The sequence below is a fragment of the Arthrobacter sp. StoSoilB19 genome (genome assembly GCF_019977275.1).
GTDB lineage: Bacteria > Actinomycetota > Actinomycetes > Actinomycetales > Micrococcaceae > Arthrobacter.
Genome location: NZ_AP024650.1, coordinates 2845403 through 2868605, shown reverse-complemented (window position 1 = coordinate 2868605; position 23203 = coordinate 2845403). Strand labels below are relative to the sequence as shown.

The 23203-nt window shown below is 66.5% G+C and carries 19 protein-coding genes and 2 tRNA genes; 13 read left to right on the top strand and 8 right to left on the bottom strand.

Annotated features, from left to right (window positions below; all coding sequences use genetic code 11):
• The first annotated feature begins 214 nt into the window (after positions 1 to 214).
• The 5 genes from LDO86_RS13150 to LDO86_RS13130 all read left to right on the top strand — a co-directional run bounded on the left by LDO86_RS13150 (position 215) and on the right by LDO86_RS13130 (position 5886).
• Complete coding sequence (locus LDO86_RS13150; RefSeq protein ID WP_051081327.1) at positions 215 to 1243, top strand: S16 family serine protease; 1029 nt, start codon at positions 215 to 217, stop codon at positions 1241 to 1243.
• Between the two features lie 162 nt (positions 1244 to 1405).
• On the top strand, positions 1406 to 4384 hold the full coding sequence (locus LDO86_RS13145; protein WP_186447752.1) for a UPF0182 family protein: 2979 nt from the start codon (positions 1406 to 1408) through the stop codon (positions 4382 to 4384).
• Between the two features lie 137 nt (positions 4385 to 4521).
• Positions 4522 to 4595: transfer RNA gene (locus tag LDO86_RS13140), tRNA-Met, on the top strand.
• 146 nt (positions 4596 to 4741) lie between these two features.
• Positions 4742 to 4815, top strand: a tRNA-Met gene (locus LDO86_RS13135).
• A 138-nt stretch (positions 4816 to 4953) separates the two neighbouring features.
• The gene (locus LDO86_RS13130; RefSeq protein ID WP_018768545.1) at positions 4954 to 5886 is read left to right on the top strand and encodes a cytochrome b/b6 domain-containing protein; all 933 of its coding nucleotides are present in this window, start codon (positions 4954 to 4956) and stop codon (positions 5884 to 5886) included.
• A gap of 30 nt (positions 5887 to 5916) precedes the next feature.
• Here LDO86_RS13130 and LDO86_RS13125 read toward each other — a convergent pair whose 3' ends face one another.
• The 3 genes from LDO86_RS13125 to LDO86_RS13115 form a co-directional block, all read right to left on the bottom strand.
• Positions 5917 to 7341, bottom strand: a complete 1425-nt coding sequence (locus tag LDO86_RS13125; RefSeq protein ID WP_018768544.1) for a deoxyribodipyrimidine photo-lyase — start codon at positions 7339 to 7341, stop codon at positions 5917 to 5919.
• Positions 7342 to 7432: 91 nt separating this feature from the next.
• Positions 7433 to 8221, bottom strand: a complete 789-nt coding sequence (locus tag LDO86_RS13120) for a PspA/IM30 family protein (RefSeq protein ID WP_018768543.1) — start codon at positions 8219 to 8221, stop codon at positions 7433 to 7435.
• A 107-nt stretch (positions 8222 to 8328) separates the two neighbouring features.
• A complete protein-coding gene (locus LDO86_RS13115) occupies positions 8329 to 10377 on the bottom strand; it encodes a TPM domain-containing protein (protein WP_018768542.1) in 2049 nt (682 codons plus the stop codon).
• 283 nt (positions 10378 to 10660) lie between these two features.
• Between LDO86_RS13115 and LDO86_RS13110 the strand changes: the two genes are divergently transcribed.
• The 4 genes from LDO86_RS13110 to LDO86_RS13095 all read left to right on the top strand — a co-directional run bounded on the left by LDO86_RS13110 (position 10661) and on the right by LDO86_RS13095 (position 15008).
• Entirely contained in the window at positions 10661 to 12232 is a 1572-nt protein-coding gene (locus tag LDO86_RS13110; RefSeq protein ID WP_224084003.1) for a trypsin-like peptidase domain-containing protein, read from the top strand.
• A gap of 239 nt (positions 12233 to 12471) precedes the next feature.
• Positions 12472 to 13263: an electron transfer flavoprotein subunit beta/FixA family protein gene (locus tag LDO86_RS13105; protein WP_018768539.1), complete on the top strand. Its 792-nt coding sequence runs from the start codon at positions 12472 to 12474 to the stop codon at positions 13261 to 13263.
• Between the two features lie 13 nt (positions 13264 to 13276).
• Positions 13277 to 14224: an electron transfer flavoprotein subunit alpha/FixB family protein gene (locus LDO86_RS13100; RefSeq protein WP_018768538.1), complete on the top strand. Its 948-nt coding sequence runs from the start codon at positions 13277 to 13279 to the stop codon at positions 14222 to 14224.
• A 4-nt stretch (positions 14225 to 14228) separates the two neighbouring features.
• Positions 14229 to 15008, top strand: a complete 780-nt coding sequence (locus tag LDO86_RS13095) for a PIG-L deacetylase family protein (RefSeq protein ID WP_018768537.1) — start codon at positions 14229 to 14231, stop codon at positions 15006 to 15008.
• Between the two features lie 79 nt (positions 15009 to 15087).
• On the opposite strand, the gene LDO86_RS13090 is transcribed toward LDO86_RS13095, so the two are convergent.
• From LDO86_RS13090 to LDO86_RS13075, 4 genes are all read right to left on the bottom strand, one after another.
• Entirely contained in the window at positions 15088 to 15969 is an 882-nt protein-coding gene (locus tag LDO86_RS13090) for an anti-sigma factor (RefSeq protein ID WP_026265664.1), read from the bottom strand.
• Position 15970: 1 nt separating this feature from the next.
• Positions 15971 to 16579, bottom strand: coding sequence for a sigma-70 family RNA polymerase sigma factor (locus LDO86_RS13085; RefSeq protein WP_018768535.1), 609 nt, complete (start codon positions 16577 to 16579; stop codon positions 15971 to 15973).
• 215 nt (positions 16580 to 16794) lie between these two features.
• Positions 16795 to 17262 (bottom strand): tRNA (cytidine(34)-2'-O)-methyltransferase, encoded by a 468-nt coding sequence (locus LDO86_RS13080; protein ID WP_018768534.1) that lies wholly within the window; start codon positions 17260 to 17262, stop codon positions 16795 to 16797.
• A 23-nt stretch (positions 17263 to 17285) separates the two neighbouring features.
• Positions 17286 to 18230: a DnaJ domain-containing protein gene (locus LDO86_RS13075; protein ID WP_018768533.1), complete on the bottom strand. Its 945-nt coding sequence runs from the start codon at positions 18228 to 18230 to the stop codon at positions 17286 to 17288.
• A gap of 244 nt (positions 18231 to 18474) precedes the next feature.
• On the opposite strand from LDO86_RS13075, the gene LDO86_RS13070 reads away from it, so the two are divergent.
• Positions 18475 to 19119 (top strand): hypothetical protein, encoded by a 645-nt coding sequence (locus LDO86_RS13070; protein ID WP_018768532.1) that lies wholly within the window; start codon positions 18475 to 18477, stop codon positions 19117 to 19119.
• Positions 19120 to 19298: 179 nt separating this feature from the next.
• Here LDO86_RS13070 and LDO86_RS13065 read toward each other — a convergent pair whose 3' ends face one another.
• Complete coding sequence (locus LDO86_RS13065; protein WP_018768531.1) at positions 19299 to 19721, bottom strand: hypothetical protein; 423 nt, start codon at positions 19719 to 19721, stop codon at positions 19299 to 19301.
• Positions 19722 to 19809: 88 nt separating this feature from the next.
• Here LDO86_RS13065 and LDO86_RS13060 point away from each other — a divergent pair, with 88 nt between their 5' ends.
• From LDO86_RS13060 to mnmA, 3 genes are all read left to right on the top strand, one after another.
• Positions 19810 to 20475: a helix-turn-helix domain-containing protein gene (locus tag LDO86_RS13060; protein ID WP_018768530.1), complete on the top strand. Its 666-nt coding sequence runs from the start codon at positions 19810 to 19812 to the stop codon at positions 20473 to 20475.
• Between the two features lie 45 nt (positions 20476 to 20520).
• A complete protein-coding gene (locus tag LDO86_RS13055; RefSeq protein ID WP_018768529.1) occupies positions 20521 to 21750 on the top strand; it encodes a cysteine desulfurase family protein in 1230 nt (409 codons plus the stop codon).
• 151 nt (positions 21751 to 21901) lie between these two features.
• On the top strand, positions 21902 to 23032 hold the full coding sequence (gene mnmA / locus LDO86_RS13050) for a tRNA 2-thiouridine(34) synthase MnmA (protein ID WP_026265662.1): 1131 nt from the start codon (positions 21902 to 21904) through the stop codon (positions 23030 to 23032).
• Positions 23033 to 23203: the final 171 nt, after the last annotated feature.

The window sequence follows — 23203 nt, the reverse complement described above, 5'->3', positions numbered from 1 at the left end:
CGCACCACCACCGCGTACTGTTGGTGGGGTGACTACAACCCGTGGCGGCCACCCTTCAGAGGACCACGTTCCCGATCTTCCCCCTTTCTCCAAGCCCGGTCCGTTTGGTGCCGGCAGCCCGCCCGAAGGCTCCGGGGCCGGTGGCGGCCAGGCAGTTGAACGCAGCGGCCCCGGCGCGTCCGACGGCGGCGGCACGGGCAGGCGGCTTTCCACCATGATGGTTGCCGGGCTGGCGGCGTTGGGGCTGGGAATTGCCGTGGGTACGCTTCCGGTGCCGTATGTCATTGAATCGCCCGGGCCCACCTACAACACGCTGGGGGAGAGCCAGGGACATCCGGTCATCAACGTCAGCGGCCGCGAAACGTATCCGGCTGCCGGGAGCCTCGACCTGACCACCGTGTACGTTGACGGCGGCCCCAATGGCCCGGTCAGCATCCTCGACGCATTCTCGGCATGGCTGGACAACTCCAAAGCCGTGTACCCGGTGGAGCTGATCTATCCCACGGGCACAACGAAGGAAGAGGCCCAGGAACAGAGTGCGGTGGCCATGGCCACGTCCCAGGAGAACGCGGTGGCCTCCGCCCTGAATGAACTCGGGATTCCCTTCAGCCAACAGCTCCAGGCCGCGGACCTGTCCAAGGATTCCGCGTCCGCCGGCAGGATCCAGCAAGGGGACATCCTCAAATCCATTAACGGCAGGGACATCACCGCCCTCAGTGTGATCCAGGATGAGCTGGCCTCGGGCAAGGGTGCCCCGGTATCGGTAACGGTGGAACGCGCCGGCCAGCCCGTCACCGTCCAGGTCACGCCCAAGGACAACGGCCAGGGCCGTTTCATCCTCGGTGTCATGTTGAAGTACCTCTTCAGCTTCCCCTTCCAGGTCCAGATCTCCCTGGACAAGGTGGGCGGGCCCAGTGCCGGGCTCATGTTCTCGCTGGGCATCATCGATACGGTTACGCCGGGGGACCTCACCGGCGGAAAACATATCGCGGGTACCGGCACCATCTCGCCTGACGGCAAGGTGGGACCCATCGGCGGCATCGGGCAAAAGATGCGGGGTGCGCGTTCGTCCGGTGCCACCCTTTTCCTGGCGCCCGCCGGCAACTGCAACGAAGTGGCCGGCCACGTTCCCGACGGCCTCCAGGTGGTCCGCGTGGAAAACCTCTCGGAAGCCCGGCATGCCGTGGAACTGGCCGGAAGCGGCCAGGACACATCCGCGCTCCCGGCCTGCTCCAGCAAATAGACTGGGCGCAACTAGACTCACAGGAACTAAGCTTTACCGCCACTCGTGGCACAGTTGACGGACGAAACCAGCCGTTTGACCGGTACCGTACGTCGCTCGCACGCTTCGAATATTTCGACGACCAGCTATGAGGTACCCAGTTTGTCCCGTCCCGCCAGCACCATGTCCACCGGCAGGCCCCCTTCACGACGCGGCGTGCTGACGCCCACCCTGATTATTGTCGCCCTGGTGGTAGTGGGCTTCATTTTCTTCGCCAACGTCTGGACCGACGTCCTCTGGTACCGGCAACTGGGCTTCATCGAAGTCTTCGTCACCGAGAACCTCGCCAAGATCGCCACCTTCGTGGCCGGCTTCGCCATCATGTTCGCGGCTGTCTTCTTTTCGATCCGCATTGCCTACAACGCCCGGCCGGTCTACGCGCCGGACTCCGAAATCAGGGACAACCTCAACCGGTACCAGGCGCAGCTGGAGCCGGTCCGGCGCATCGTCATGGTGGGCCTGCCGGTCCTCTTCGGCCTGTTTGCGGGCAGCGCTGCGGCGAGCCAGTGGCAGAAGGTCCTGCTGTTCTTCAACCAGGTTGGCTTCGGCGAGGCCGATCCGCAGTTCAACATGGACATCAGCTTCTACCTGATGACCCTGCCGTTCCTCGGTTTTGTGACCGGGTTCCTGATCAGCGTGGTGGTGATTGCGGGCATCGCCGGCATCCTCACGCACTACCTGTACGGCAGCATCCGGCTGATGGAGCGCGGCGTGTTCACCAGCCGCGCGGCACAGATCCACATCGCCGTGACCGGCGCCGCCTTCCTGGTGCTCCTCGGCGTCAACTTCTGGCTCGACCGCTACTCTTCCGTCCAGAGCAACGGCGGCCGCTGGGCCGGCGCCCTCTACACGGATGTCAACGCCGTCATCCCCACCAAGGCCATCCTCGCCGTGGCTGCCGTGCTGGTGGCCATCCTGTTCATCGTGGCCGCCGTGATTGGCCGCTGGCGCCTTCCGGTGATCGGTACCGCCATGCTGATCATCACCTCCATCCTGGCCGGGGGCGTCTATCCCTGGGTGATCCAGCAGTTCCAGGTCCGCCCGTCCGAGCAGACGCTGGAAAGCAAGTACATCCAGCGCAACATCGAGAACACACGCAAGGCCTACGGCCTGGACGGCATCCAGGAAACCCGGTACGACGCCACCAACACGGCCAGTACCGGCGCGTTGGCGCCGGACGCCCAGACCACTGCCAACATCCGCCTCCTGGACCCGAACCTGATTTCGGACGCGTTTGCTCAGCTGGAGCAGTACCGCCCGTACTACCAGTTCCCCAAGGCCCTCAATGTGGACCGCTACGAGGTGGACGGCAAGATCCAGGACACCGTGATCGCCGTGCGGGAACTGAATCCCACGAACGTGGCAACCAACCAGCAGGGCTGGCTGAACCAGCATGTGGTGTACACCCACGGCTATGGGGTTGTGGCGGCCAAGGGCAACAAGTTCACGGTTGACGGCAAGCCTGAATTCCTCCAGTCCGGCATTCCGTCCACCGGCGTGTTGGGCAACGATACAACCTACGAGCCGCGGATCTACTTCGGCGAGTCCTCGCCCGAATACTCGATCGTCGGCGCACCCGACGGCGCCACCCCGCGCGAGCAGGACCGCCCTTCCGGCAAGGAAGGGGAGGGCGAAACCCAGTACACGTTCAAGGGGAACGGCGGGCCCAATGTTGGATCCTTCTTCAACAAGATCCTTTACGCCATCAAGTTCCAGTCCTCGGACCTGCTGCTATCGGACGGCGTGAACCCGGCGTCGCAGATCCTGTATGACCGCAGCCCCCGCGAGCGTGTCCAGAAGGTGGCACCCTACCTGACCGTTGACGGCGGCGCTTACCCGGCCGTGGTGGACGGCCGGGTCAAATGGATCGTGGACGGCTACACCACCAGCCAGTACTACCCGTACTCGCAGCAGAAGCAGCTCTCGGATGCCACCACTGATTCGCAGACCAGCTCCGGCCGCGCCGTGGCCCTGCCCAACAGCACGGTGAACTACATCCGCAACTCGGTCAAGGCCACTGTGGATGCCTACGACGGCTCGGTCACCCTCTATGCCTGGGACGACACGGACCCGGTCCTCAAGGCCTGGCAGAAGGTCTTCCCCTCATCCCTGAAGCCGTACTCGGAGATGTCCGGCGCGGTGATGAGCCACGTCCGCTACCCGGAGGACCTCTTCAAGGTCCAGCGTGAGCTGCTGGGGCAGTACCACGTGACGGATCCCACCAGCTTCTACAAGAACAACGACGCATGGAGCGTACCTGCCGATCCCACGGTGGATACGGACGTGAAGCAGCCGCCGTTCTACATGTCGCTGCAGATGCCGGACCAGCAGAAGCCTGCGTTCCAGCTGACGTCCTCGTTCATCCCGCAGATCGTCAACGGCAATGCCCGCAACGTCCTGTACGGGTTCCTCGCCGCTGACTCGGATGCCGGGAACCAGGCCGGTGTGAAGGCGGACGGCTACGGCAAGCTCCGGCTGCTGCAGATCCCGCCGGAAACGCAGGTGCCCGGCCCGGGCCAGGCGCAGAACAAGTTCAACTCCGATCCCACTGTTTCGCAGGCACTGAACCTGCTGCGGCAGGGTGCGTCGGACGTGCTGAACGGCAACCTGCTCACCCTGCCCGTCGGCGGCGGCATCCTTTACGTCCAGCCTGTCTACCTCAAGTCCACCGGTGAGACGTCCTACCCCACCCTGCAACGCGTGCTGGTGGCCTTCGGGGACAAGGTGGGCTTCGCGCCAACGCTTGACGCGGCCCTCAAGCAGCTATTCGGTGGTGACTCCGGTGCAGCAGCGGGTGACTCCGCCAACAACGGCCAGGTGCCGGCCGGCCCGGCAGCGCCTGCGACACCGGCCGCAGCGGACGCGAAGGCCCAGTTGAAGGCGGCCCTGGACGAGGCGAATGCGGCCATCCAGTCCGGCCAGTCGGCACTGGCGGCAGGCGACTTCGCTGCCTATGGCGAGGCGCAGAAGAAGGTGGCGGCCGCGCTGAAGAAGGCGATGGACGCCGAGGCCAAGATCCCGGTCACCGCTCCGGAGGCAAGCCCGGCCCCCGCTGCTTCCAGCTCACCCTCGGCAACGCCGTCCCCGTCAGCGGGCCGGTAGCAGGACGGGCACAGCAGCACGACGGCGGCGGCCCGGCATCCGAGCCCCATGGGGGCAAGGTGCCGGGCCGGCGTAACGGACGTCACGCCGCTTCGATTTGGCCTGCGGTTCACCTCCCGGTAAAGTAGTTCTTGCGACGCGGGGTGGAGCAGTTCGGTAGCTCGCTGGGCTCATAACCCAGAGGTCACAGGTTCAAATCCTGTCCCCGCAACTGAGGAAAGGCCCGGACATTGGAAACAATGTCCGGGTCTTTTGCTTTCTCCGCTGGGGCCGCCGGGACCGTCGTCGAACCCCAAGGGGGCCTGGTGGACGTGTGGTCAGGCCGGCCGTGAAAGTAGGGTAGTGTTGATCAAGCGACGCGGGGTGGAGCAGTTCGGTAGCTCGCTGGGCTCATAACCCAGAGGTCACAGGTTCAAATCCTGTCCCCGCAACTTATGAAGGCCCCGACCGGCAGTTACGCCGGCCGGGGTCTTTCTTTTCCTTGGATGCGCACAGTTCCTAGTATTCTCTTTCGAAGGGTCCCGCGATCTGCGGGCTGCCCCAGTCATTCTTGAGAGGTATGTTGTTCGATGGCCACACCCACGAAGAAACCCGGCGCCGCGACGGGTAAGCGGTCCCGGCTCTACTGGGCGGTTCCTGCTGTCCTCGTGGCGCTGGTCCTGGTGGTTCTGGCGGCCAGGCTGGTCGTGGGACTGCCCGCCGTCGCGTCCTTTGTCACCGACTACCCGGGCCAGTCGGCACTGCCGGCCGGCGCCCCGGAGGGATTCCCCGCGTGGCTCGCCTGGCAGCACTTCCTCAACGCCTTCTTCCTGCTCCTGATCATCCGCACCGGATGGCAGGTGCGGACCACCACACGGCCCAGCGGGCACTGGACCCGGAACAACAAGGGCCTGATCCGCACCAGGAACGCGCCCACCAAGATCAGCCTTGAACTGTGGTTCCACCTGACGCTGGACGCCCTGTGGATCCTGAACGGGCTCGTCTTTGCCGTGCTGCTGTTCGCCACCGGGCAATGGATGCGCATCGTCCCCACCAGCTGGGACGTCATCCCCAACGCCCTGTCGGCCGCGCTGCAATACGCCTCGCTGGACTGGCCCACGGAAGACGGCTGGATCAACTACAACGCGCTGCAGCTCCTGGCTTACTTCGTGACGGTCTTCCTCGCCGCTCCGCTGGCGTTCATCACGGGCCTGCGGATGTCCTCCGCCTGGCCAAAGAAGGCTGCCGGCCTGAACAAGGCCTACCCGATCGAATGGGCCCGCGCCGTCCACTTCCCGGTGATGATCTACTTCGTGGCCTTCATCGTGGTCCACGTCTTCCTGGTGCTCACCACGGGTGCACTGCGGAACCTGAACCACATGTACGGGGTCCGGGACGACGACGGCTGGTTCGGCTTCTGGGTGTTCCTGGCCTCCGTGGCCGTCATGGCGGCCGCGTGGTTCCTGGCCCGCCCGGTCTTCCTGCGGCCCATCGCCTCCCTCATGGGCAAGGTCAGCCGCTAAGGCCACCCGGCACCCCACAGCCGGGGCGGCTCAGCCGTCCTTGAGCTGCTGGTAGGCAGCCAGCGCCCGTTCCCGGGACTGAGGAAGCTCCACAAGGGGTTCCGGGTAGTCCGGGACCCCGGTCTTCCAGGGCTCGTGGATGGACTTGTTGTCCAGGTCAGCGAGCTCCGGAACGAACTCGCGCAGGTACCGGCCGCCGGCGTCGAATTTCCTGCTTTGGGTGACGGGATTGAAGATCCGGTAGTACGGCGACGCGTCCGCGCCGGAACCGGCCACCCACTGCCAGTTGGCCGGATTGCTGGCGGCGTCGGCGTCCACCAGCGTGTCCCAGAACCATTGCTCTCCAATCCGCCAGTCGGCCAGCAGATTCTTCACCAGGAACGAGGCCGCGGCCATCCGCACCCGGTTGTGCATCCAGCCGGTCTGCCAGAGCTGCCGCATCCCGGCGTCCACCAGGGGGTAGCCCGTGCGTCCCTGCTGCCAGGCCGCGAGCTCACTCCTGCCCGGCTGCTGCCAGGCGAACCGGTCGAATTCGGGCCGGTAGTTGCGGGTGGCCAGGTCCGGGTTGTTGTACAGCAGCTGCCAGCAGAATTCCCGCCAGCCAAGCTCCGAGCGGAAAATTCCGACGTCGGCCGGCACCTTATGCGGGAAACGTTGGCGGATCTCACGCCACACCCGGAACGGGCTGACTTCGCCGAAACGCAGGTGGGGTGACAGACGGCTGGTTCCCTCGATGCCGGGCAGGTTCCGTCCGGTTCCATATTCCTCGGCAGGGCCGTCCAGGAAGTCCGCCAGCCGGTGGCGCGCGCCTTCCTCGCCGGGAGTCCAGGTGGCGGAGAGGCCGCCGCTCCAGTCGGGGGAGGAGGGGAGCAGCCGCCAGCTGTCGAGCTCGTCGCCGGCCTGGAGACGGCCGCCCTGAGGGGGTCCCGGGATCCGGGCCGGAGGCTCCTGGGGGTCCCGGACCTCCTGGCCGGCAAGGCATGCCCGCCAGAAAGGAGTGAACACCTTGTAGGGGCCGCCGGAGCCTGTCTTGACCGTCCAGGGCTCGAACAGGAGGTTTGCCTGGAAGCTTGACGCCTCCAGGCCGTTCTCCCCGGCCCACTCCTTGACCGCGGCGTCGATGCTGCGCTCGGGTTGACCGTACCGCCGGTTCCAGAACAAGTGCGTTGCTCCGGCGTGCACAGCCACTTCCTTAATCACCCGCCCGGCCGGCCCCCGGCGAAGGAGCAGCCGCGAGCCGCGGGCCTCGAGGGAGGAAGCCAATCGTGCCAGTGAGTGGTGCAGCCACCACCGGGTTGCACCGCCCAGCGGCCGGATGCCCGCAGATTCTTCATCCAGGACGTACACCACTGTCACCGGCAGGCCCAGCGCGGCGGCGGAGTTGAGGGCGGGGTTGTCATCCAGGCGAAGGTCATCGCGCAGCCAGACCAGGGCGGTCTCTTCAGAGGAGGTCATGGCTCCACGCTACACACTGCGGACATGCCGGTGGCCGGGACCACGGGGTCCCGGCCACCGCCTGGTTTCGACTGTGTGGTGCTGGCTGGCCTTAGAGCTTGTCGAAGTCCGCTTCCTCCACGGTTGCCTCGGACTCCGCGGCGTTGGCGGCGCCGAGGGCAGGTTTGGCGCCGCCGGCCTTCAAAGCGGCCAGCCGGGCCTCGATCTCCGTCTGCTCGCCAAGGTCCTCCAGCTGGTTGAACTGGGCATCCAGGCTGGACGCTGCCAGTTCCTCCTGGCCGCGGACCCTGGCCTCTTCGCGGCGGATCTTTTCTTCGAAGCGTCCCACTTCGCTGGTGGGGTCCATGATGTCGATGCTCTTGATGGCATCGTGCACCTGGGACTGCGCCTCTGCCGTCTTGGACCTGGCCACCAGTTCGTTGCGCTTGCTGGTCAGCTGGTTGAGCTTGTTCTTCATCTGGTCCAGGCCGGTCTTCAGCTTGTCCACCACCTCGCGCTGGGAGGCGATGCTCGGCTCTGCGCCCTTGGCTTCGTTCTCGGCCGCCATCTGCCGCTGCAGGGCGACCTTTGCCAGGTTGTCGAACTTCTCGGCGTCGGCGACGTCGCCGGCGGCGCGGAACTCGTCAGCCTTGCGGGAGGCGGCCAGTGCCTTGTTCCCCCAGTCGCGGGCGTTCTTGACGTCTTCGTTGTAGTCGTCTTCCAGCATGCGGAGGTTGCCGATGGTTTGCGCCACGGCGGACTCGGCTTCGGCGATGTTGTTGGTGTAGTCGCGGACCATCTGGTCCAGCATCCGCTGCGGATCCTCGGCGTTGTCCAGCAAGGAGTTGATATTGGCCTTTGCCAGCTGCGCGATCCGGCCGAAAATGGACTGCTTAACCATGGTGTTTGCCTTTCGTCCTGCTCTGTGTTGACCACTGACGTCCGTGAACAGTGGTGTCGTGCTTCTGTCCGCCCGCCGGGTTCTCCAGCGTGTTCCGACGGAAGTGTTTAGAAACTGCCGGAGTCTCCGCCGCCGAAATCACCGCCGCCAAAGCCGCCGTCCCCGCCGAAGCCGCCGCCTCCACCGCCATCACCCCAGCCGCCGCCGCCGCCCCAGCCGCCGTGGCCACCGTTGAGGATTGAGTTGATCAGGATGCCGCCCAGGATGGCGCCGCCCAGTCCGCCGCCGCCTCCGCCGCCGAACATGCCGCCACGGCCGAAGCCCTGGTTGGCATAGCCGTCAAAATGCTCGACGTCGGCCTGGGCCAGCTGTGCGGCCTGTGCTGCCAGGGCGTGGGCCTGCTGCGCGTAGGTAAGCGCGGTGACGGGGTCGGTGCGGGCAATGGAGAGTGCGTAGTCGAGGTTCCGCTGCGACTCCGCAAGCCTGGTGCGTGCCTCGGTGCCCACCCCGCCGCGGCGCGCGGTGATGTAATCGGAGGTGGCACTGATCTGGGCCTGGGCGGACATGATGGTCTGCTGCAGCGACGCCTGTGCGCGGCGGGCCTGCTCCTGCTGGTCCCGGATCCCGGTCAGGGCCTGGTCCAGGGACTGGTGCGCGGTTTCCACCCTCTGCAGGGTGGCGATGGGGTCAATCTTTCCACCCTGGATTTCGGTCTTCACCTGGGCAAGGGCGGCCTCCACCGCTGCCACTGGACCGGCCAGTTCGGCGTGGGTGCCGGACTGGATCATGGCCTTTGCCTGGGCCAGGTCCTGGGACGTATCCACCACCGCCGCTTCGAGGCCGTTGCGGGCCTGGTCGAGATTGGCGGCGACCTTGGCGATGGCATCCAGCAGGACGTTGGTCTGGTGCAGGCTTTCTTCGGCTGCGCGAACGGCCACTGCCGCCAGGCTGCTCTCGCCCTCGCCGAGCTTCTGCTGCGCGGTTTCGGAGGCGTTCTGGACGAACGCCAGCCGTTCCTTGGCCTGCACGATGTTGTCCGAGACCTGGGTCAGCGCACTGTCGGCGTACTTTGACCGCATGGCGGCAAGGGACTGCTCCGCGCTGGCGATCTTGGCGTCCGCTTCGCGGGCTCCGGTGTTGACCGCCGCAAGGGCCTGCGGTGCGTTCTTCTCCAGCTCACGCAGGGAGTCGAAGTCCGCCTTCTGCTCCTGCAGGGAGGCCAGGGCGGCTTCCGAGCGCCGGATGATCTCGCCCAGCCAGGTCCGCTGCTGCTCCTCGGTGTCCGGAATGTGGTCGTCCAGCTGCTGCTGAAGCTTGAAGGACTCCGTCATGTGGCCCTTCGCTTCCGCCAAAGCTTTGGTGAAGTTTCCGACGGCGGCATCACCGTACTGTGCCTGGGCAAAGCCGAGTTCCTGCTCGCTGGACTTGATGGCGTCATCCGCTTCGATGAGCAGGGATCCGCTCTTCCGGCGGAGTTCCTCCACGCTCAGTGACGCCAGCGGGTCCAGTTCTGCGCCCTGGGGGCCGTAGCTTCCACTGGACGCGTCCTTGCCGGCGGCCTTCTTTCGCCGGTTCCGGTAATACAGGTACGCGCCGCCGCCGGCCACCACCACGCCGGCACCCACCAGGATGCCCGCGCCGGCCCCGTCACCGGATGACACATTGCCGCTGCCGCCGCCGGCGGCATCGCCGATGGCTGAGGCGGTATCGATGGCAGCCTGGGCGAAGTCGCGCTTGCCCGCCCCGAGGTTGGCGGCGACAGCGTTCTGGGTGATGTTGCTGCGCTTGGAGTAAATGGAACTGGCGGAATTGGGCGAGAAGTAGTACTTGCCCTGCTCGGTGGCGATGGCAAGAATGGCGTCTGCTTTGCCCATTCCCTTGGCCTGCGCCACCGCATTGCTCCAGGCTGCGGGATCAGTGGGGTTCTCGAAAGACTTAACCGTGACCACGTACAGGTTGTACTTGTGGTCCTTCAGCAGCTTCTGGATGGCGTCCTGGACCTCGCCCTTCCGGCTGCCCAGGACGTTCGCGTCATCAACAATGTTGGTGCCGGAGGGGATGGTGACCGGGTTTTCGGCCCAGGCGGCGCCGGCGGGTACCGCCAGCAGCCCGGCAAGGCCGATCACGGCGAGGAAACGTTTGAACTTTGACCGCATGTGCAACCCTTCAGCACGCCTGACACCGATTCGGGACGAATCAGTCGTCGAATCCAACAGCGCCCCCACGCTTGGTGTGAAGCCGCAGGTCGCTGTGGCAATTCATCTTTGATTCTATGGTGCACCCCACAGCCAGTCCATGACGGCGAATATGCCCCCAGCGAAACGCCCCGCCCTCCAGAAGGACATGACCGGAACGTTCAGGAAGCTCTCAGCAAACATCCGAGCTTGTTCCAGCGGGACGGTCCATAGTTAATGGCAGACGAGGATGAAAGGAAGTCCCATGACTGAGAATCAAACCCCAGGACCGGTCCCGGAGGACAGCCACGCGGGCAACCGGAACCCGTGGCAGCGGCAGGGCCAGCAGCAGAACGCGCAGCAGCCCGGTGACCGGCAGGTGGCCACTCAGTATGGGAACGGGACCGCGGACCAGGAGCCCGGCGGCTACAGCGGTGCGGAGCAGCGCGACCACACCCAGGAGTTGCCCGGAGCTCCACGTCCGGTGTATCCGCAGCGCCAGCCGTTTTACGGCCAGTCCGGATACTACGGCCAGCAGCAGCACCACGATAGCCAGCCCGTTCACGGCGGGGGCCCCGGCACGCCGAACGGCAACGCCGGCTACACCCCCAATCCCAAGGACGCGCCGCGCCGGAAGGCAACCTTTGGCGTCGGTACCCTCGTGGCCAGCATCCTCGCAGCAGGCCTTGTGGGAGGCGGCGTGGCTACGGTGGGTGCCGGCGAACTGTTTGGGAACACCGGGTCCAGCACTTCAACCGTCGGCAGCAACAGCCAGCCCGGCACGGTCATCGTCAACAACAAGGACGACGTCAACGCTATTACCGCGGCTGCCGTGAAGGCCTCGCCCAGCGTCGTCACCATCAGTGCCACCAGCGGCAGCTCAGGGGGCACGGGTTCGGGCATCGTCCTTGACGACCAAGGCCACATCCTGACCAACACCCACGTGGTGACCCTCGATGGCCAGACCGCCAATGCCACCCTCGAAATCCGGACCAGTGACGGAAAGGTCCTGCCGGCAAAGCTGGTGGGCACCGACCCCCTGTCCGACCTCGCCGTCATCAAGGTGGACGACACGTCAAGCCTGACCCCTGCCACCCTGGGTGATTCCTCCAAGCTGAACGTGGGTGATACGGCCATCGCCATCGGTTCCCCGCTTGGGCTGACCGGAACGGTCACGGACGGCATCGTGTCCACGCTCAACCGGACCATCAGCGTTGCATCGTCCGCAGCCCCGAAGGGCGGCGACAACAGCCAGGGCGGCGACCAGGGCTTCCAGTTCGCCCCTCCGGGCGGCGGCCAGAGCCAGCAAAGCGCGGGCGAGGGATCCATCGCCATCAACGTCATCCAGACTGATGCTGCCATCAACCCTGGCAACTCCGGCGGCGCCCTGGTGAACAGCAAGGGCGAGATCATCGGCGTCAACGTCGCCATTGCTTCCGCGGGCTCCGGGACGTCCACTTCCCAGAGCGGCAACATCGGCGTGGGGTTCAGCATCCCGATCAACAACGCCAAGCGCGTCGCCCAGGAAATCATCGACACCGGCAAGGCCTCGCACGGCCAGCTGGGTGTCAGCGTCAAGGCCAAGACGTCGGGTGCCTCCTCCGAATTCTCGGTGGGGGCCGACGTGGCAACCGTTGACCCCAACTCTGCCGCAGGAAAAGCCGGTATCAAGGTCGGTGACGTCATCACCAAGTTCAACGACCTCACCATCGGCGAACCGAACCAGCTGACCGCGGCCGTCCGCGAACAGCCGGCGGGCTCCACCGGGAAGATCACGGTCCAGCGCAGCGGCAAGGAACAGACATTCGACGTCACGCTGGGTGCCGCAGCCAGCTGAGGCCAGGCAGCAGCATCGTGCAGCAATGACGACGGCGGCGTTCCCATCCAAGGGGGCGCCGCCGTCGTCATGCTGAGCCACGGTGAGGGCCTGACACAGGCGTTAACGGAAGAGGGCGCAGGGGCGCGCCGATATGGTTAGCTAGGAGCTACCCGCCTGCCGGGCATTCCGCGGCCATGACCCACCCGGCTGGCTGTCCACAAGCATGGAAGGCTGCTGTAAACACAGTGGAAGAGACATTGAAGATCGTAGTCCTGGTCAAACATGTACCGGACGCCCAGTTCGACCGTCATCTCAACGGTGAGGGCAACACGGTGGACCGCGATGAAAGCATTCTGTCCGAGCTTGACGAGTACGCCCTCGAGGCAGCGCTGCAGCTGGCCGAGGCGAGGGGCGGGAGCAAAGCGGGCAACCAGGTCATCGCCCTGAGCATGGGACCCTCCGGAGCCGTCAACGCCGTCAAGAAGTCGCTGCAGATGGGCGCCACCGAGGGCGTTCACCTGACGGACGACGCCCTGGCCGGCTCGGACGCCGCGGCCACGTCGCTTGCGCTCGCAGCGGCCGTCCGCCACCTGGGCGACGTGGACCTGGTCATCACCGGCATGGCCTCCACCGACGGTGAAACCTCGCTTGTCCCGGCGCAGCTGGCGGAGCGGCTCGGGCTGCCCCAGGTGACCTTTGCCTCCACGCTGGAGGTCGACGGCGGCCGGCTGACGGCCCGCCGCGACGCGGATACCTCCTCGGAGACCGTGGAGGCGCCGCTGCCCGCCGTCGTATCCGTGACGGACCAGATCAACGAGCCCCGGTACCCCAACTTCAAGGGAATCATCGCAGCCAAGCGCAAGAGCATCACCACACTGTCCCTGGCCGACATCGGTGTGGACCCCGCCCAGGTCGGCTTCGCCGGTTCCTGGACCAGCGTGGCCAGCGCGGAACAGCGGCCGCCCCGGACTGCAGGGACCATCATCACCGACGAGGGCGACGCCGGCATCAAGCTGGTTGACTTCCTGGCCGCCCAGAAGCTGCTCTAAGAGGGACATCGACATGGCAAAAGTACTCGTATTCATCGACAACCCCGGCGAATCGCTCAAGAAGAGCAGCCTTGAGCTGCTGACCCTGGCCCGTTCCCTGGGCGGGGGCGCCGTGGCGCTCAACGGAGACCTTTCCGACGGCGCCGCAGCCACCTTCGCCGAATACGGCGTGGAAAGCATCCTGCGCCCGTCTGCCCAGGACCTGGATGACTTCCTGGTGGCACCCAAGGCCGCCTACGTGGCCGCCGCGGCTGAAGCCAGCGGCGCCGGCATCGTGCTGCTGGACAACTCGCCCGAAGGCAAGGAGATCGCGGCGCGGGCGGCTATCCGGTTGAACGCCGGGGTCATTACTGACGTGGTGGCCGTGGACCCGGACGGCACTGCCCACAAGTCCGTCCTGGCCGGCTCGTACAACACGGACTGCAAAGCCACCACCCCGGTTTCCGTGCTGACCCTGAAGGCCAACAACGTCACCCCGGAACCTGCCCCTGCACCCACAACGCCCGAAACAGCGACGGTTGAGGTCCCCGCGGTGGCTGCAGCCGCCCGGATCACGGCCCGTGAGCAGAAGGTGGCCAGCGGCCGGCCCGACCTCACGGACGCACGGATCGTGGTTGCCGGCGGACGCGGCATGGACGGCGACTTCGGCCCGGTGGAAGAGTTGGCCGATGCCCTCGGTGCCGCCGTGGGCGCCTCCCGTGCCGCCACGGACGCGGGCTGGATCAGCCACGATGCCCAGGTGGGGCAGACCGGCAAGACAGTTTCCCCGCAGCTGTACATCTCCGCAGGCATCTCCGGCGCCATCCAGCAAAAAGCCGGAATGCAGACGTCCAAGGTCATCGTTGCCGTGAACAAGGATGCCGAGTCCCCGGTCTTCGAGATTGCGGATTTCGGCATCATCGGCGATGTGTTCGAAGTCCTCCCGCAGGCCACCGCCGAGATCAAGAAGCGAAAAGGCTGAATCGTTGACTGCCTCCCACAGGCAGGCAGGGAGCCCGTTCAACCCGGACATACACCGGGTTGGGCGGGTGCTCTGTTTTGCGGCCCACCCTGACGACATCGATTTTGGCGCAGCCGGCACCGTTGCCGCCTGGACGGCGGCCGGCGTGGAGGTCAGCTACTGCATCATGACCGACGGCGACGCCGGCGGCTTCGACCCGGCGCACCGCGCGGACATCATCGCCATGCGCGACGCCGAGCAGCGCCGTGCCGCGGAACTGGTGGGCGTCACCGACATCCACTACCTTCACCAGCGGGACGGGTACCTCGAGCCGTCGCACGAGGTGATGAAAGGGGTGGTGCGGCTGATCCGGGAACTCCGTCCCGACGTCGTCCTCGCCATGCATCCGGAACGGAACTGGCAGCGGATCCAAAAGAGCCATCCCGACCACCTGGCCGTGGGGGAAGCGGTAACACGTGCCGTGTATCCCGCGCTCGAGAACCCGTTCGCCTACCCGGAACTGGCCGAAGCCGGCCTGGCAGCCTACAAGCTGCCGTGGCTGTGGCTTTACGCCGGACCCGAGGAACGGGAGAACCACTTCGTGGACGTCACCGCCCAGGTGGACGCCAAGCTGGCCGCCATCCATGTCCACGTCAGCCAGCATCCTGACGTGGCTGCCATGGAAGCCGCCGTCCGGCAGGGTATGCGGCTCAATGCCGCACGGGCCGGGCTGCCGGAGGGGCACAGCGCGGAAGCCTTCCACGTGGTGGCAATCAACGGGCCCGGGACCATCGCAGGCTTTTGAGTTGTAAAGCGCCCCCGGTTCCTTCCTCAGGAAGGAACCGGGGGCGCTTTACTGTTTGACGGCTGATGCCGGGGCCGGGTCAGGCTCCCAGCGGGGCTGCCGCCACCGTGGGCAGGGTGGGGGCCTTGGACCCGCCCGCCGGCTCAACTGTGATTCCCAGTGAAGCGGCCGAGTGGATGCCCTGGACCACCGCAGGCTTGGACAGGGCCTGTTCGTCCATGAGGCCCTGCGACACCGGTGCGGAGCCGTCCTTGGGGATCAGCCACATCTGGTAGACCTTGCCCGCCGGGGGAGCGGGCACGCCGCTCATCTTCACTACGGCCGCGTCCTCCGACGCTGAAATCAGGAGGGTGGCCTTGCCGCCGCCCACCACGTTCACGGAAGCTTCGCGCAGGTCCCCGGCCCTGGCCACCTGGTTGACCGGATCGTTTTGGTCGGCAATGTAGGCGCCAACGCCCACGCCGCCCAGGGCAATGGCTGCTGCAGCTGCCACGCCGACCAGCCAGCGCCGGGCGCCGGAAGCGCCGCGCCGGTCCTCCCGGCGCTTGCGGGCCTGCGCCAGCTCATCGCGAGCTTCCGGCCCTGCAGGCTTGCCTTCAAATGGGGTTGGCGGGGTGCCTGCGGCCGGTACGGCTCCACCGGGCAGCCCCTCCTGCCCGGGGAATTGGGCAGGAAGCTGCGCAATGATCCGCTCGAAGAGGTCCGACGGGGGTTCTTCCTCCACCCGGAAAGTGCGCGCCAGCGCCTCGCGGGACTGCCGGACGCGGTCCAGGAAGGCCAGGCGCTCCGCTGCCGGGGCCGAGGAGATGTACTGGTCAATGGTGTCGCGTTCCTGCTCCGTGACCGCATCCAGGGCGTAGAGCTCGGCCAGGTCAACGGCGCGGCCTGACGCAAGGTCCATGGCGACAGCGTCGCCGAAGGAACCCGAACGTCCACTGCGCCCTTCGTCCATACCGCTCATCTCAACTCACCCCCAAACAGGTCTTCAATCGGATCAGTCCATCGCGGATGCGGGACTTGATGGTGGGCACGGCTGCGTTCAGCCGTTCGGCGACCTCCCGGTAGGTGAGGCCGCCGTAGTAGGCAAGGCGCACGGATTCCTGCTGTGTTTCGGTCAGCGTCCCCAGGCAGCGGACCACCGCCTCAGCCTCAAGCCGGCTGCCCACTTCGTCGGAAACACTGTCGTGGTCGATGTCCTGCGTGCTGGCCCCGTACCTGGCTTCCCTGTCGGTGGAAGACTGCGACGAGCGCACCTTGTCCACGGCCCGCCGGTGCGAGATGGTCATCAGCCAGGAAAGCGGGCTCCCTGCCTGCGGATCGAACTTCGCCGCGTTCTGCCAGACCTGCAGGAAGACCTCCTGGGTGGTGTCCTCGCTGAGTTCGGGATCGATCAGGACGCGCCGTGCCATGCCGAAGACCCTGCGGGACGTCAACTGGTAGAACTCGGCGAACGCCGCCTGGTCTCCGCGGGCGATGCCCGCGAGCAGGATTGACAGGCGTTGGCTGAGGTCTGCCGGCGGGTCAGTCACCGCGGCGGAGCCCTCGGAATTTGGCGCGTTGGGAGTTTCCATTAAGTCCAAGCATAAGTCTCCGGGCGGCGAATCCTGAGCACTGCCGTGCCGGTTGCGGCTTGCCTGCCTGGATCCTGACTCCAGTAGTGTCACCTGCCGCTCCTTGCTCCGCTCGAATGTCGTCAAGAGCCATTCGAGGCCGGAGGCGGGGCGGATGGGACGGCGGCTGAAGAATTTGCATGGCTCCTGGGAGGGGGCGCCGGTCCGGACGACTGCTACAGCCTGGCCCCCGGAAAACCTTGCTGGCGCCAGGCCTCATACACGGCAATCGAGGCGGCGTTTGCGAGGTTCAGGGAACGCAGGGCCGGCAGCATGGGCAGGCGCACGGTGGCCGTTACATGGGGATCGGTCTTCAGTTCCGCCGGCAGTCCCACGGATTCACGGCCGAACATCAGTACATCACCGGGACGGTAGGTGATGTCCGTGTAGCTGGTGGTGCCGTCAGAGGTGAAGGCGTAAACGTTCCCGGGCTGAAGGTGCTCCCAGGCGGCTTCGATCGACTTGTGCACAGTGACGACGGCGAGGTCGTGGTAGTCGAGGCCCGCCCGGCGGAGTTTTGCGTCAGAGAAGTCGAACCCCAGGGGTTCCACAAGGTGCAGCTCTGCGCCGGTGATTGCGGCAAGGCGGATGGCGTTGCCGGTATTGCCGGGGATTTCTGGGGCATGGAAAAGGATGCGGAACACCTCCCCATCCTAGCGATCCGTTCTTAGTGCATTCCCCGCAGCAGCCTTGCGAGGACCGGAACGTTGACGGTGTTCGGGGCAGGGCCCGATGCCAGGAACTCCTTCAGGCCGCGCACCATGCCGGCGGCATTGACGATCTGGACGGTCTCCAGGGCGCCCGCGGGGCGCCGGTGGTGGTCGATCACGGGTTCGTGGAGGTTGCCGTCCGGGCTGTGCACCACGGTCCATCCGGTGACGTTCAGCTCGGGAAAGATGTCCTGCATGGCCCACACCACGCGGGCGAGCTGCGGTGGTGCCACCGCGCGGCCGCCGTGGTTGAGGGTCCGGCCGTCCCATGCATAGGCGCCCTTGGGCAGCAGCATGGAGTTGACCAGGGCCAGCCGGTAGCCGGACAGGACCGCGTGGTCGATGTGGCTGTTGTCCGCGGGCGACTGCAGGCCGTTGATGAGCCGCGCGGCCGGGATGGCCGGAAGCACCTGCCGGGTCAGCAGCTGAACGGTGCGCATCTCGCGCTGGATGCGGGCCTCGGCACCGAAGATACCCCGTTTCCGCGGCATCCCGTGTACCTGTTGGCGGGCCTGGGCAAGGGGAATGAGCGGGACCGCGGAGCCAGCTGCCTCGTACGGCGGAACGTAGACCGGCGGGTCGCCTGCGGTGTTCCTGCCGTTGTCCGGCCTGCGGACGGTGGCAGAGGCCCGGCTTCCGGCGGCGGGCGCATCAAAGTGGGCGCCGCCGTCGGACGTGTCACGGACCGCACCCGCGCCATAGGTGCGGTCGTAGGCTTTCCGGCGCTGCGGATCGATGAGGGTCTCGTACGCGGCGGTCACCCGGCGGAAGGTTGCGGCGTCACCCCCGTGGTCCGGGTGTGCCGCCCTGGCAGCGCGCCGGTACGCCACCTTGATTTCCTTTTCGGTGGCGGTGACGGCCACGCGAAGGACCTGGTAGTGGGAGCTGCTGCTCTCGGTCAAGATCTTCCTTTTCTTGATGCGCGGCGTCTTAATTCTCCGCAGGGAAAGCAAAGTGCCCGCCCAGTCTAGCCAGCACGGTTGATGGGCCTGCCGTAACAACGAATGTCCGGGGCTTCCAGGTTCCCGGCGGACGGCGTCTAGACTCTTGCCTGCGCGGCCGGACACCGGCCGAAGGGGATGCGACGGACTGGAGACGGATATGCCGACGACGGCGGGACGGGCCGGCAGGGCATGGAACCGGGGAGTGCAGCCCGCCATTGCAGGCCTGGTTGCGGTGCTTCTTGGCGGCTGCAGCGTGGACGTCCGGGATCCTTCCGTGCCTGCTGCCCCTGCCAGCACGCCCGTTCTGTCCACGCCAACCATCACCCCGGGCCACGACGCCGCTGCAGTGGCGGGACGGGACCTGCCCTTTGCCGCCGGTGGCACCTTGGCGCCCGGGGTGCCGGTGGGAATTTCTGACGGGCTGAGGGACGTGCCCGGCTGGAAGGTCACCAAGGACAACGTGTCGGGCGCCAGCGAATACGTTAAGGCGGATGGGTGCGTTGTCGCCGCACGGGTCAGTACGGGCCAGGGGCCGCTGGTCCGCGGCGATGACCGTGAATCGTCCGTCGCCCTTTTCCAGTACCTGGACGCCACCATCCAGCCCTCGTACCTGAAGACCGGGACTTTGCGGTGGGGTGGTACCCCCGAGGCTCCCGGCAAGAATGTGGAAGTGCTGGCGCTGGAGCAGACGGCTCCCGGCGGAAGGTCCACCGCCGTGCTGGCGAGGGTCTTCGGCACCGCAGGCTCCTCGGCCTATATATCCGTGTCCTGCCCGGATCCGGCCACCTTGGCCACGGCGCGCGACGAGGTGGTCCGCTACCTGCCGTTGCTGCCTCCGTCTGCTTGAGCCCGGACAGCGTACATGCATGGGCCCTGTTGCAGGGCTGGGGCGCGGGGTCCGGCTCGTAAAACCGCCGGCGGCTGGAGGGCTCAGCTGCCGGCGGCTTTGGGTGTGCACAACGCTCCGCGCCGTGAGTAATGCTGTGCGCTGTCTGTAGTGCTTGCGCCTGGCCGGCGCCAGCGGCGTCAGGCAGCAGTTCGGCTGGTCCCCATCGACAGCCGGTTAAGGGCCAGCGCGCCGACCAGCAGCCCGAAGTCCCGGAGGGCCACGTCGTAGAAACTTCCCAGCAGGAGCAGGTTGACGATGATCCCTGCCAGCCACGCCGCCACGAGCAGCGAACCATACTTCGGCCGGACAGCCACGACGATGCCCGCGATGATCTCCACTGCGCCGACGATGTACATGAAGGTCTGGGGCGGCAGCGGCACCACCGCTGTTGCCTGGGGCGCCAGGTAGATGGTCCAGTCAGTCAGGATGTTCGTGAACTTGTCCAGGCCGAAAAGGACCGGAGCAACGGTGAAGACGGTACGCAGCAGCACGAACGCCTGCCGGGCCGCCGGCATGGTGGTTGATGCGTGCTGGGCCCGCACTGCCGACGCTGATTTCATGGTGTTCTCCTTCTAAAAGTAGGTATGCCCATTTTAGAAAGCGCACGTTCTATAATCAATAGATCTTGACTTTGGATTGGTGGGCATTATGTACCGACTTCCCTGGGCTGACAGGATTGCTGCCGTTGCCTCGCTGACGGACGCCAAGAGGCTGCATCTTTTCGAGCTCGTGGCATCATCACCACGGCCGCTGGGGCGCGACGATGTTGCCGAGGCCGCAGGCATGGCCCGCAGCACAGTGTCATTCCACCTGGACAGGCTGGTCCAGGACGGTTTGCTGGCGGTGGAGTTCCACAAGCCCGCAGGAAGGACGGGGCCGGGCTCCGGCCGCCCCGCCAAGATGTACCGGACAGTGGGGAGTGAAATCGGCGCGTCGGTGCCGGACCGGAACTATGACCTCGCCGGGGAACTCATGGCGACCGCCATCGAAGCCTCCCAGGCCGACGGCGCGCCTGTGGCTGAGTCGCTCCGCGCGGCCGCCTTCCTGAAGGGCCGGGAACTGGCGGAAGCGGCGGGGGACCTGGAAGAGTTCCTGACCGAATCGGGCTACCAGCCAGAGCACGACGGCGAGGGCGGTTACCTGCTTCCCAACTGCCCGTTCCACCGCCTGTCGCGGGCACATGCGGCAGTGGTGTGCGATATGAACGGCGCCTTCCTGCGCGGGGCCGCGGTGGGGTGTGGCAGTCCGGAAGAGCGCGTTGCCCCAGCTGCCGGCGCCGGCCATTGCTGCGCGAGGATTACCGACGGGGACTGACCGGCTCCCCGGGGATGCGGCGGCAGGCCACGATAGAATTGGGGGATGCCCGCCTATCTCGACCATGCCGCCACCACTCCGCTGTCCGCAGCGGCGCTCGCCGCCCTGACGCGTGAACTGGCCCGGACCGGGAACCCGTCGTCGCTTCATGGATCGGGACGCCGGGCGCGCCGTGCCGTTGAGGATGCGCGCGAGGTGATCGCAGCGGCCGCGGGAGCCCACCCCTCCGAGGTAATTTTCACCTCCGGAGGCACCGAATCGGACAACCTCGCAGTGAAGGGCATGTACTGGTCCCGCGTGGCAGAGGACCCACACCGGCGCCGCATCCTTTGCTCCGCCGTCGAACATCATGCGGTGCTGGACACCGTCGAATGGCTCGAACGCCACGAGGGTGCCGACGTGACCTGGCTGCCGGTGGACGGCAAGGGTGTCCTGGACCTCGACGTCCTCGAAGCCGAGCTCGCGCGCGACCCCGCCGCCGTGGCCCTGGTGACCGTGATGTGGGCGAACAACGAGGTGGGCACCATCCAGCCCATCCACCGGGTGGTTGAGCTGGCCCATGCCGCCGGCGTCCCCGTGCACTCGGACGCCGTCCAGGCATTCGGCTCCGTCCCGGTGCACTTCAAGGAATCGGGCCTGGACGCGATGTCCATCTCCGGACACAAGATCGGCGGCCCGGTGGGCGTGGGCGCACTCCTGCTGGGCCGCGCTGTAAAACTGACGCCGGTACAGCACGGCGGCGGCCAGGAACGTGATGTCCGCTCCGGCACGCTGGACACCGCCTCCATCGCTGCCTTCGCTGCCGCCGCGGAGGCCGTCACCGCCGGGCTGCCGGCGGAAGCGGCGCGGGTTGCCGCACTGCGTGACCGCCTGATCGAGGGCGTCCGGGAAAGCGTTCCGGAGGCCGTCCTCCGCGGGGCACCCCACGGAGGACGGCTGCCAGGCAATGCCCATTTCACGTTCCCCGGCTGCGAAGGTGACTCGCTGCTGTTCCTTCTTGACCTGGCCGGCGTCGAATCATCCACCGGCTCGGCGTGCACCGCCGGCGTGCCGCGGCCATCCCACGTGCTGCTCGCCATGGGCCTGGACGAGGAAACGGCACGCGGAGCCCAGCGTTTCAGCCTGGGGCACGCGTCCACCGAGGCCGACGTTGATGCTTTGCTGAGGGCGCTTCCGGAGGCTTATGCGCGGGCCCGCCAGGCCGGCATGGCCGGGCACGAGTCCTCCATCCAGACAGCAGGAACCGTGGCGCGGCAGGCGCTGCGCGGCGTGTGAACGCGCCACCCGACGTTCTTCGTGCCCATACCGGCCTGGATCGTGCCGGCCGATTTGCCTGCCACCGTAGAATAGATAGGCGAAGATCGTTTCCGCTGCCGGTGGGTCCCAGCCCGGCCCGGAAGAACATATCCCCCAACAGAAGGCCAGCATGCGAGTACTAGCAGCCATGAGCGGCGGAGTGGACTCCGCTGTTGCCGCCGCCCGCGCGGTGGAGGCCGGGCACGACGTCGTCGGCGTCCACCTGGCCCTCTCGCGCATGCCCGGCACCCTGCGCACGGGCAGCCGCGGCTGCTGCACCATTGAGGACTCCCGGGATGCCTGGCGCGCCTGCGACGTTTTGGGCATTCCCTATTACGTGTGGGATTTCTCGGAGCGCTTCAAGGAAGACGTCGTCCAGGACTTCATCGATGAATACGCGGCCGGCAGGACGCCCAACCCCTGCATGCGCTGCAACGAACGCATCAAGTTCGCGGCCCTGCTGGAAAAGGCCATCGCCCTGGGCTTTGATGCCGTGTGCACCGGCCACTACGCCAAGGTGATCGAAGACGCCCACGGTAACCGGGAACTGCACCGCGCCGCGGACTGGGCCAAGGACCAGAGCTACGTCCTTGGCGTCCTCACCCACGAACAGCTCAAGCACTCCATGTTCCCGCTGGCCGACACCCCGTCCAAGGTCGAGGTGCGTGCCGAAGCGGAGCGGCGGGGCCTGTCTGTCGCCAACAAGCCGGACAGCCATGACATTTGCTTCATTCCCGACGGCGACACGGCGGGTTGGCTTGCGGAAAAAATCGACATGACCACCGGCGACATTGTCGACGAGACCGGCGCGAAGGTGGGGGAGCACCCGGGAGCCAACGCGTTCACGGTCGGCCAGCGGCGCGGACTAAAACTCGGAACTCCCGCTGCCGACGGCAAGCCCCGCTTCGTCCTGGAAATCCGGCCCAAGGAAAACAAGGTGGTGGTGGGTCCCGAGGCGCTGCTGGCGATCGACGAGATCCGCGGCATCAAGGTGTCCTGGGCGGGACTTCCGATCGCCGAGGTGGAAACGGGAGCTGAGTTCGACTGCTACGCCCAGGTCCGGGCGCACGGGGACCCGGTGCCGGCCACTGCCAGGATGGAGCCTGCCACGGACGGAGCCGGAGGCCAGCTGGTGGTCCGGCTGGTGACGCCCCTGAGGGGGGTGGCCCCCGGCCAGACAGTGGTGCTCTACCAGGGCAGCCGGGTACTGGGCCAGGCCACCATCGACACCGCCCGGTCGCTGCAGCGCGCCGCGCTCTAGCCACACCATCCCAAAGCACCGTCCCGGTTGTCGCCGGGGCGGTGCTTTGGCGTTTCCGGCCGATTCCTGTCCCTCAGGCGCCTGCATCCGCAGTCCGACCAGTGGGCAGGGGTACCAATGAGATAAATTTTGTGTTTCAACTCACAAATTGGCCGTCCCGAGGGCTGACTC

Excerpts from the sequence above, each read along its gene's own strand:
- LDO86_RS13150 (WP_051081327.1), top strand. The coding sequence starts at position 215 with ATGATGGTTGCCGGGCTGGCGGCGTTGGGGCTGGGAATTGCCGTGGGT.
- LDO86_RS13145 (WP_186447752.1), top strand. The coding sequence starts at position 1,406 with ATGTCCACCGGCAGGCCCCCTTCACGACGCGGCGTGCTGACGCCCACC.
- LDO86_RS13130 (WP_018768545.1), top strand. The coding sequence starts at position 4,954 with ATGGCCACACCCACGAAGAAACCCGGCGCCGCGACGGGTAAGCGGTCC.
- LDO86_RS13125 (WP_018768544.1), bottom strand. The coding sequence starts at position 7,341 with ATGACCTCCTCTGAAGAGACCGCCCTGGTCTGGCTGCGCGATGACCTT.
- LDO86_RS13120 (WP_018768543.1), bottom strand. The coding sequence starts at position 8,221 with ATGGTTAAGCAGTCCATTTTCGGCCGGATCGCGCAGCTGGCAAAGGCC.
- LDO86_RS13115 (WP_018768542.1), bottom strand. The coding sequence starts at position 10,377 with ATGCGGTCAAAGTTCAAACGTTTCCTCGCCGTGATCGGCCTTGCCGGG.
- LDO86_RS13110 (WP_224084003.1), top strand. The coding sequence starts at position 10,661 with ATGACTGAGAATCAAACCCCAGGACCGGTCCCGGAGGACAGCCACGCG.
- LDO86_RS13100 (WP_018768538.1), top strand. The coding sequence starts at position 13,277 with ATGGCAAAAGTACTCGTATTCATCGACAACCCCGGCGAATCGCTCAAG.
- LDO86_RS13090 (WP_026265664.1), bottom strand. The coding sequence starts at position 15,969 with ATGAGCGGTATGGACGAAGGGCGCAGTGGACGTTCGGGTTCCTTCGGC.
- LDO86_RS13085 (WP_018768535.1), bottom strand. The coding sequence starts at position 16,579 with ATGGAAACTCCCAACGCGCCAAATTCCGAGGGCTCCGCCGCGGTGACT.
- LDO86_RS13065 (WP_018768531.1), bottom strand. The coding sequence starts at position 19,721 with ATGAAATCAGCGTCGGCAGTGCGGGCCCAGCACGCATCAACCACCATG.
- LDO86_RS13060 (WP_018768530.1), top strand. The coding sequence starts at position 19,810 with ATGTACCGACTTCCCTGGGCTGACAGGATTGCTGCCGTTGCCTCGCTG.
- LDO86_RS13055 (WP_018768529.1), top strand. The coding sequence starts at position 20,521 with ATGCCCGCCTATCTCGACCATGCCGCCACCACTCCGCTGTCCGCAGCG.
- mnmA (WP_026265662.1), top strand. The coding sequence starts at position 21,902 with ATGCGAGTACTAGCAGCCATGAGCGGCGGAGTGGACTCCGCTGTTGCC.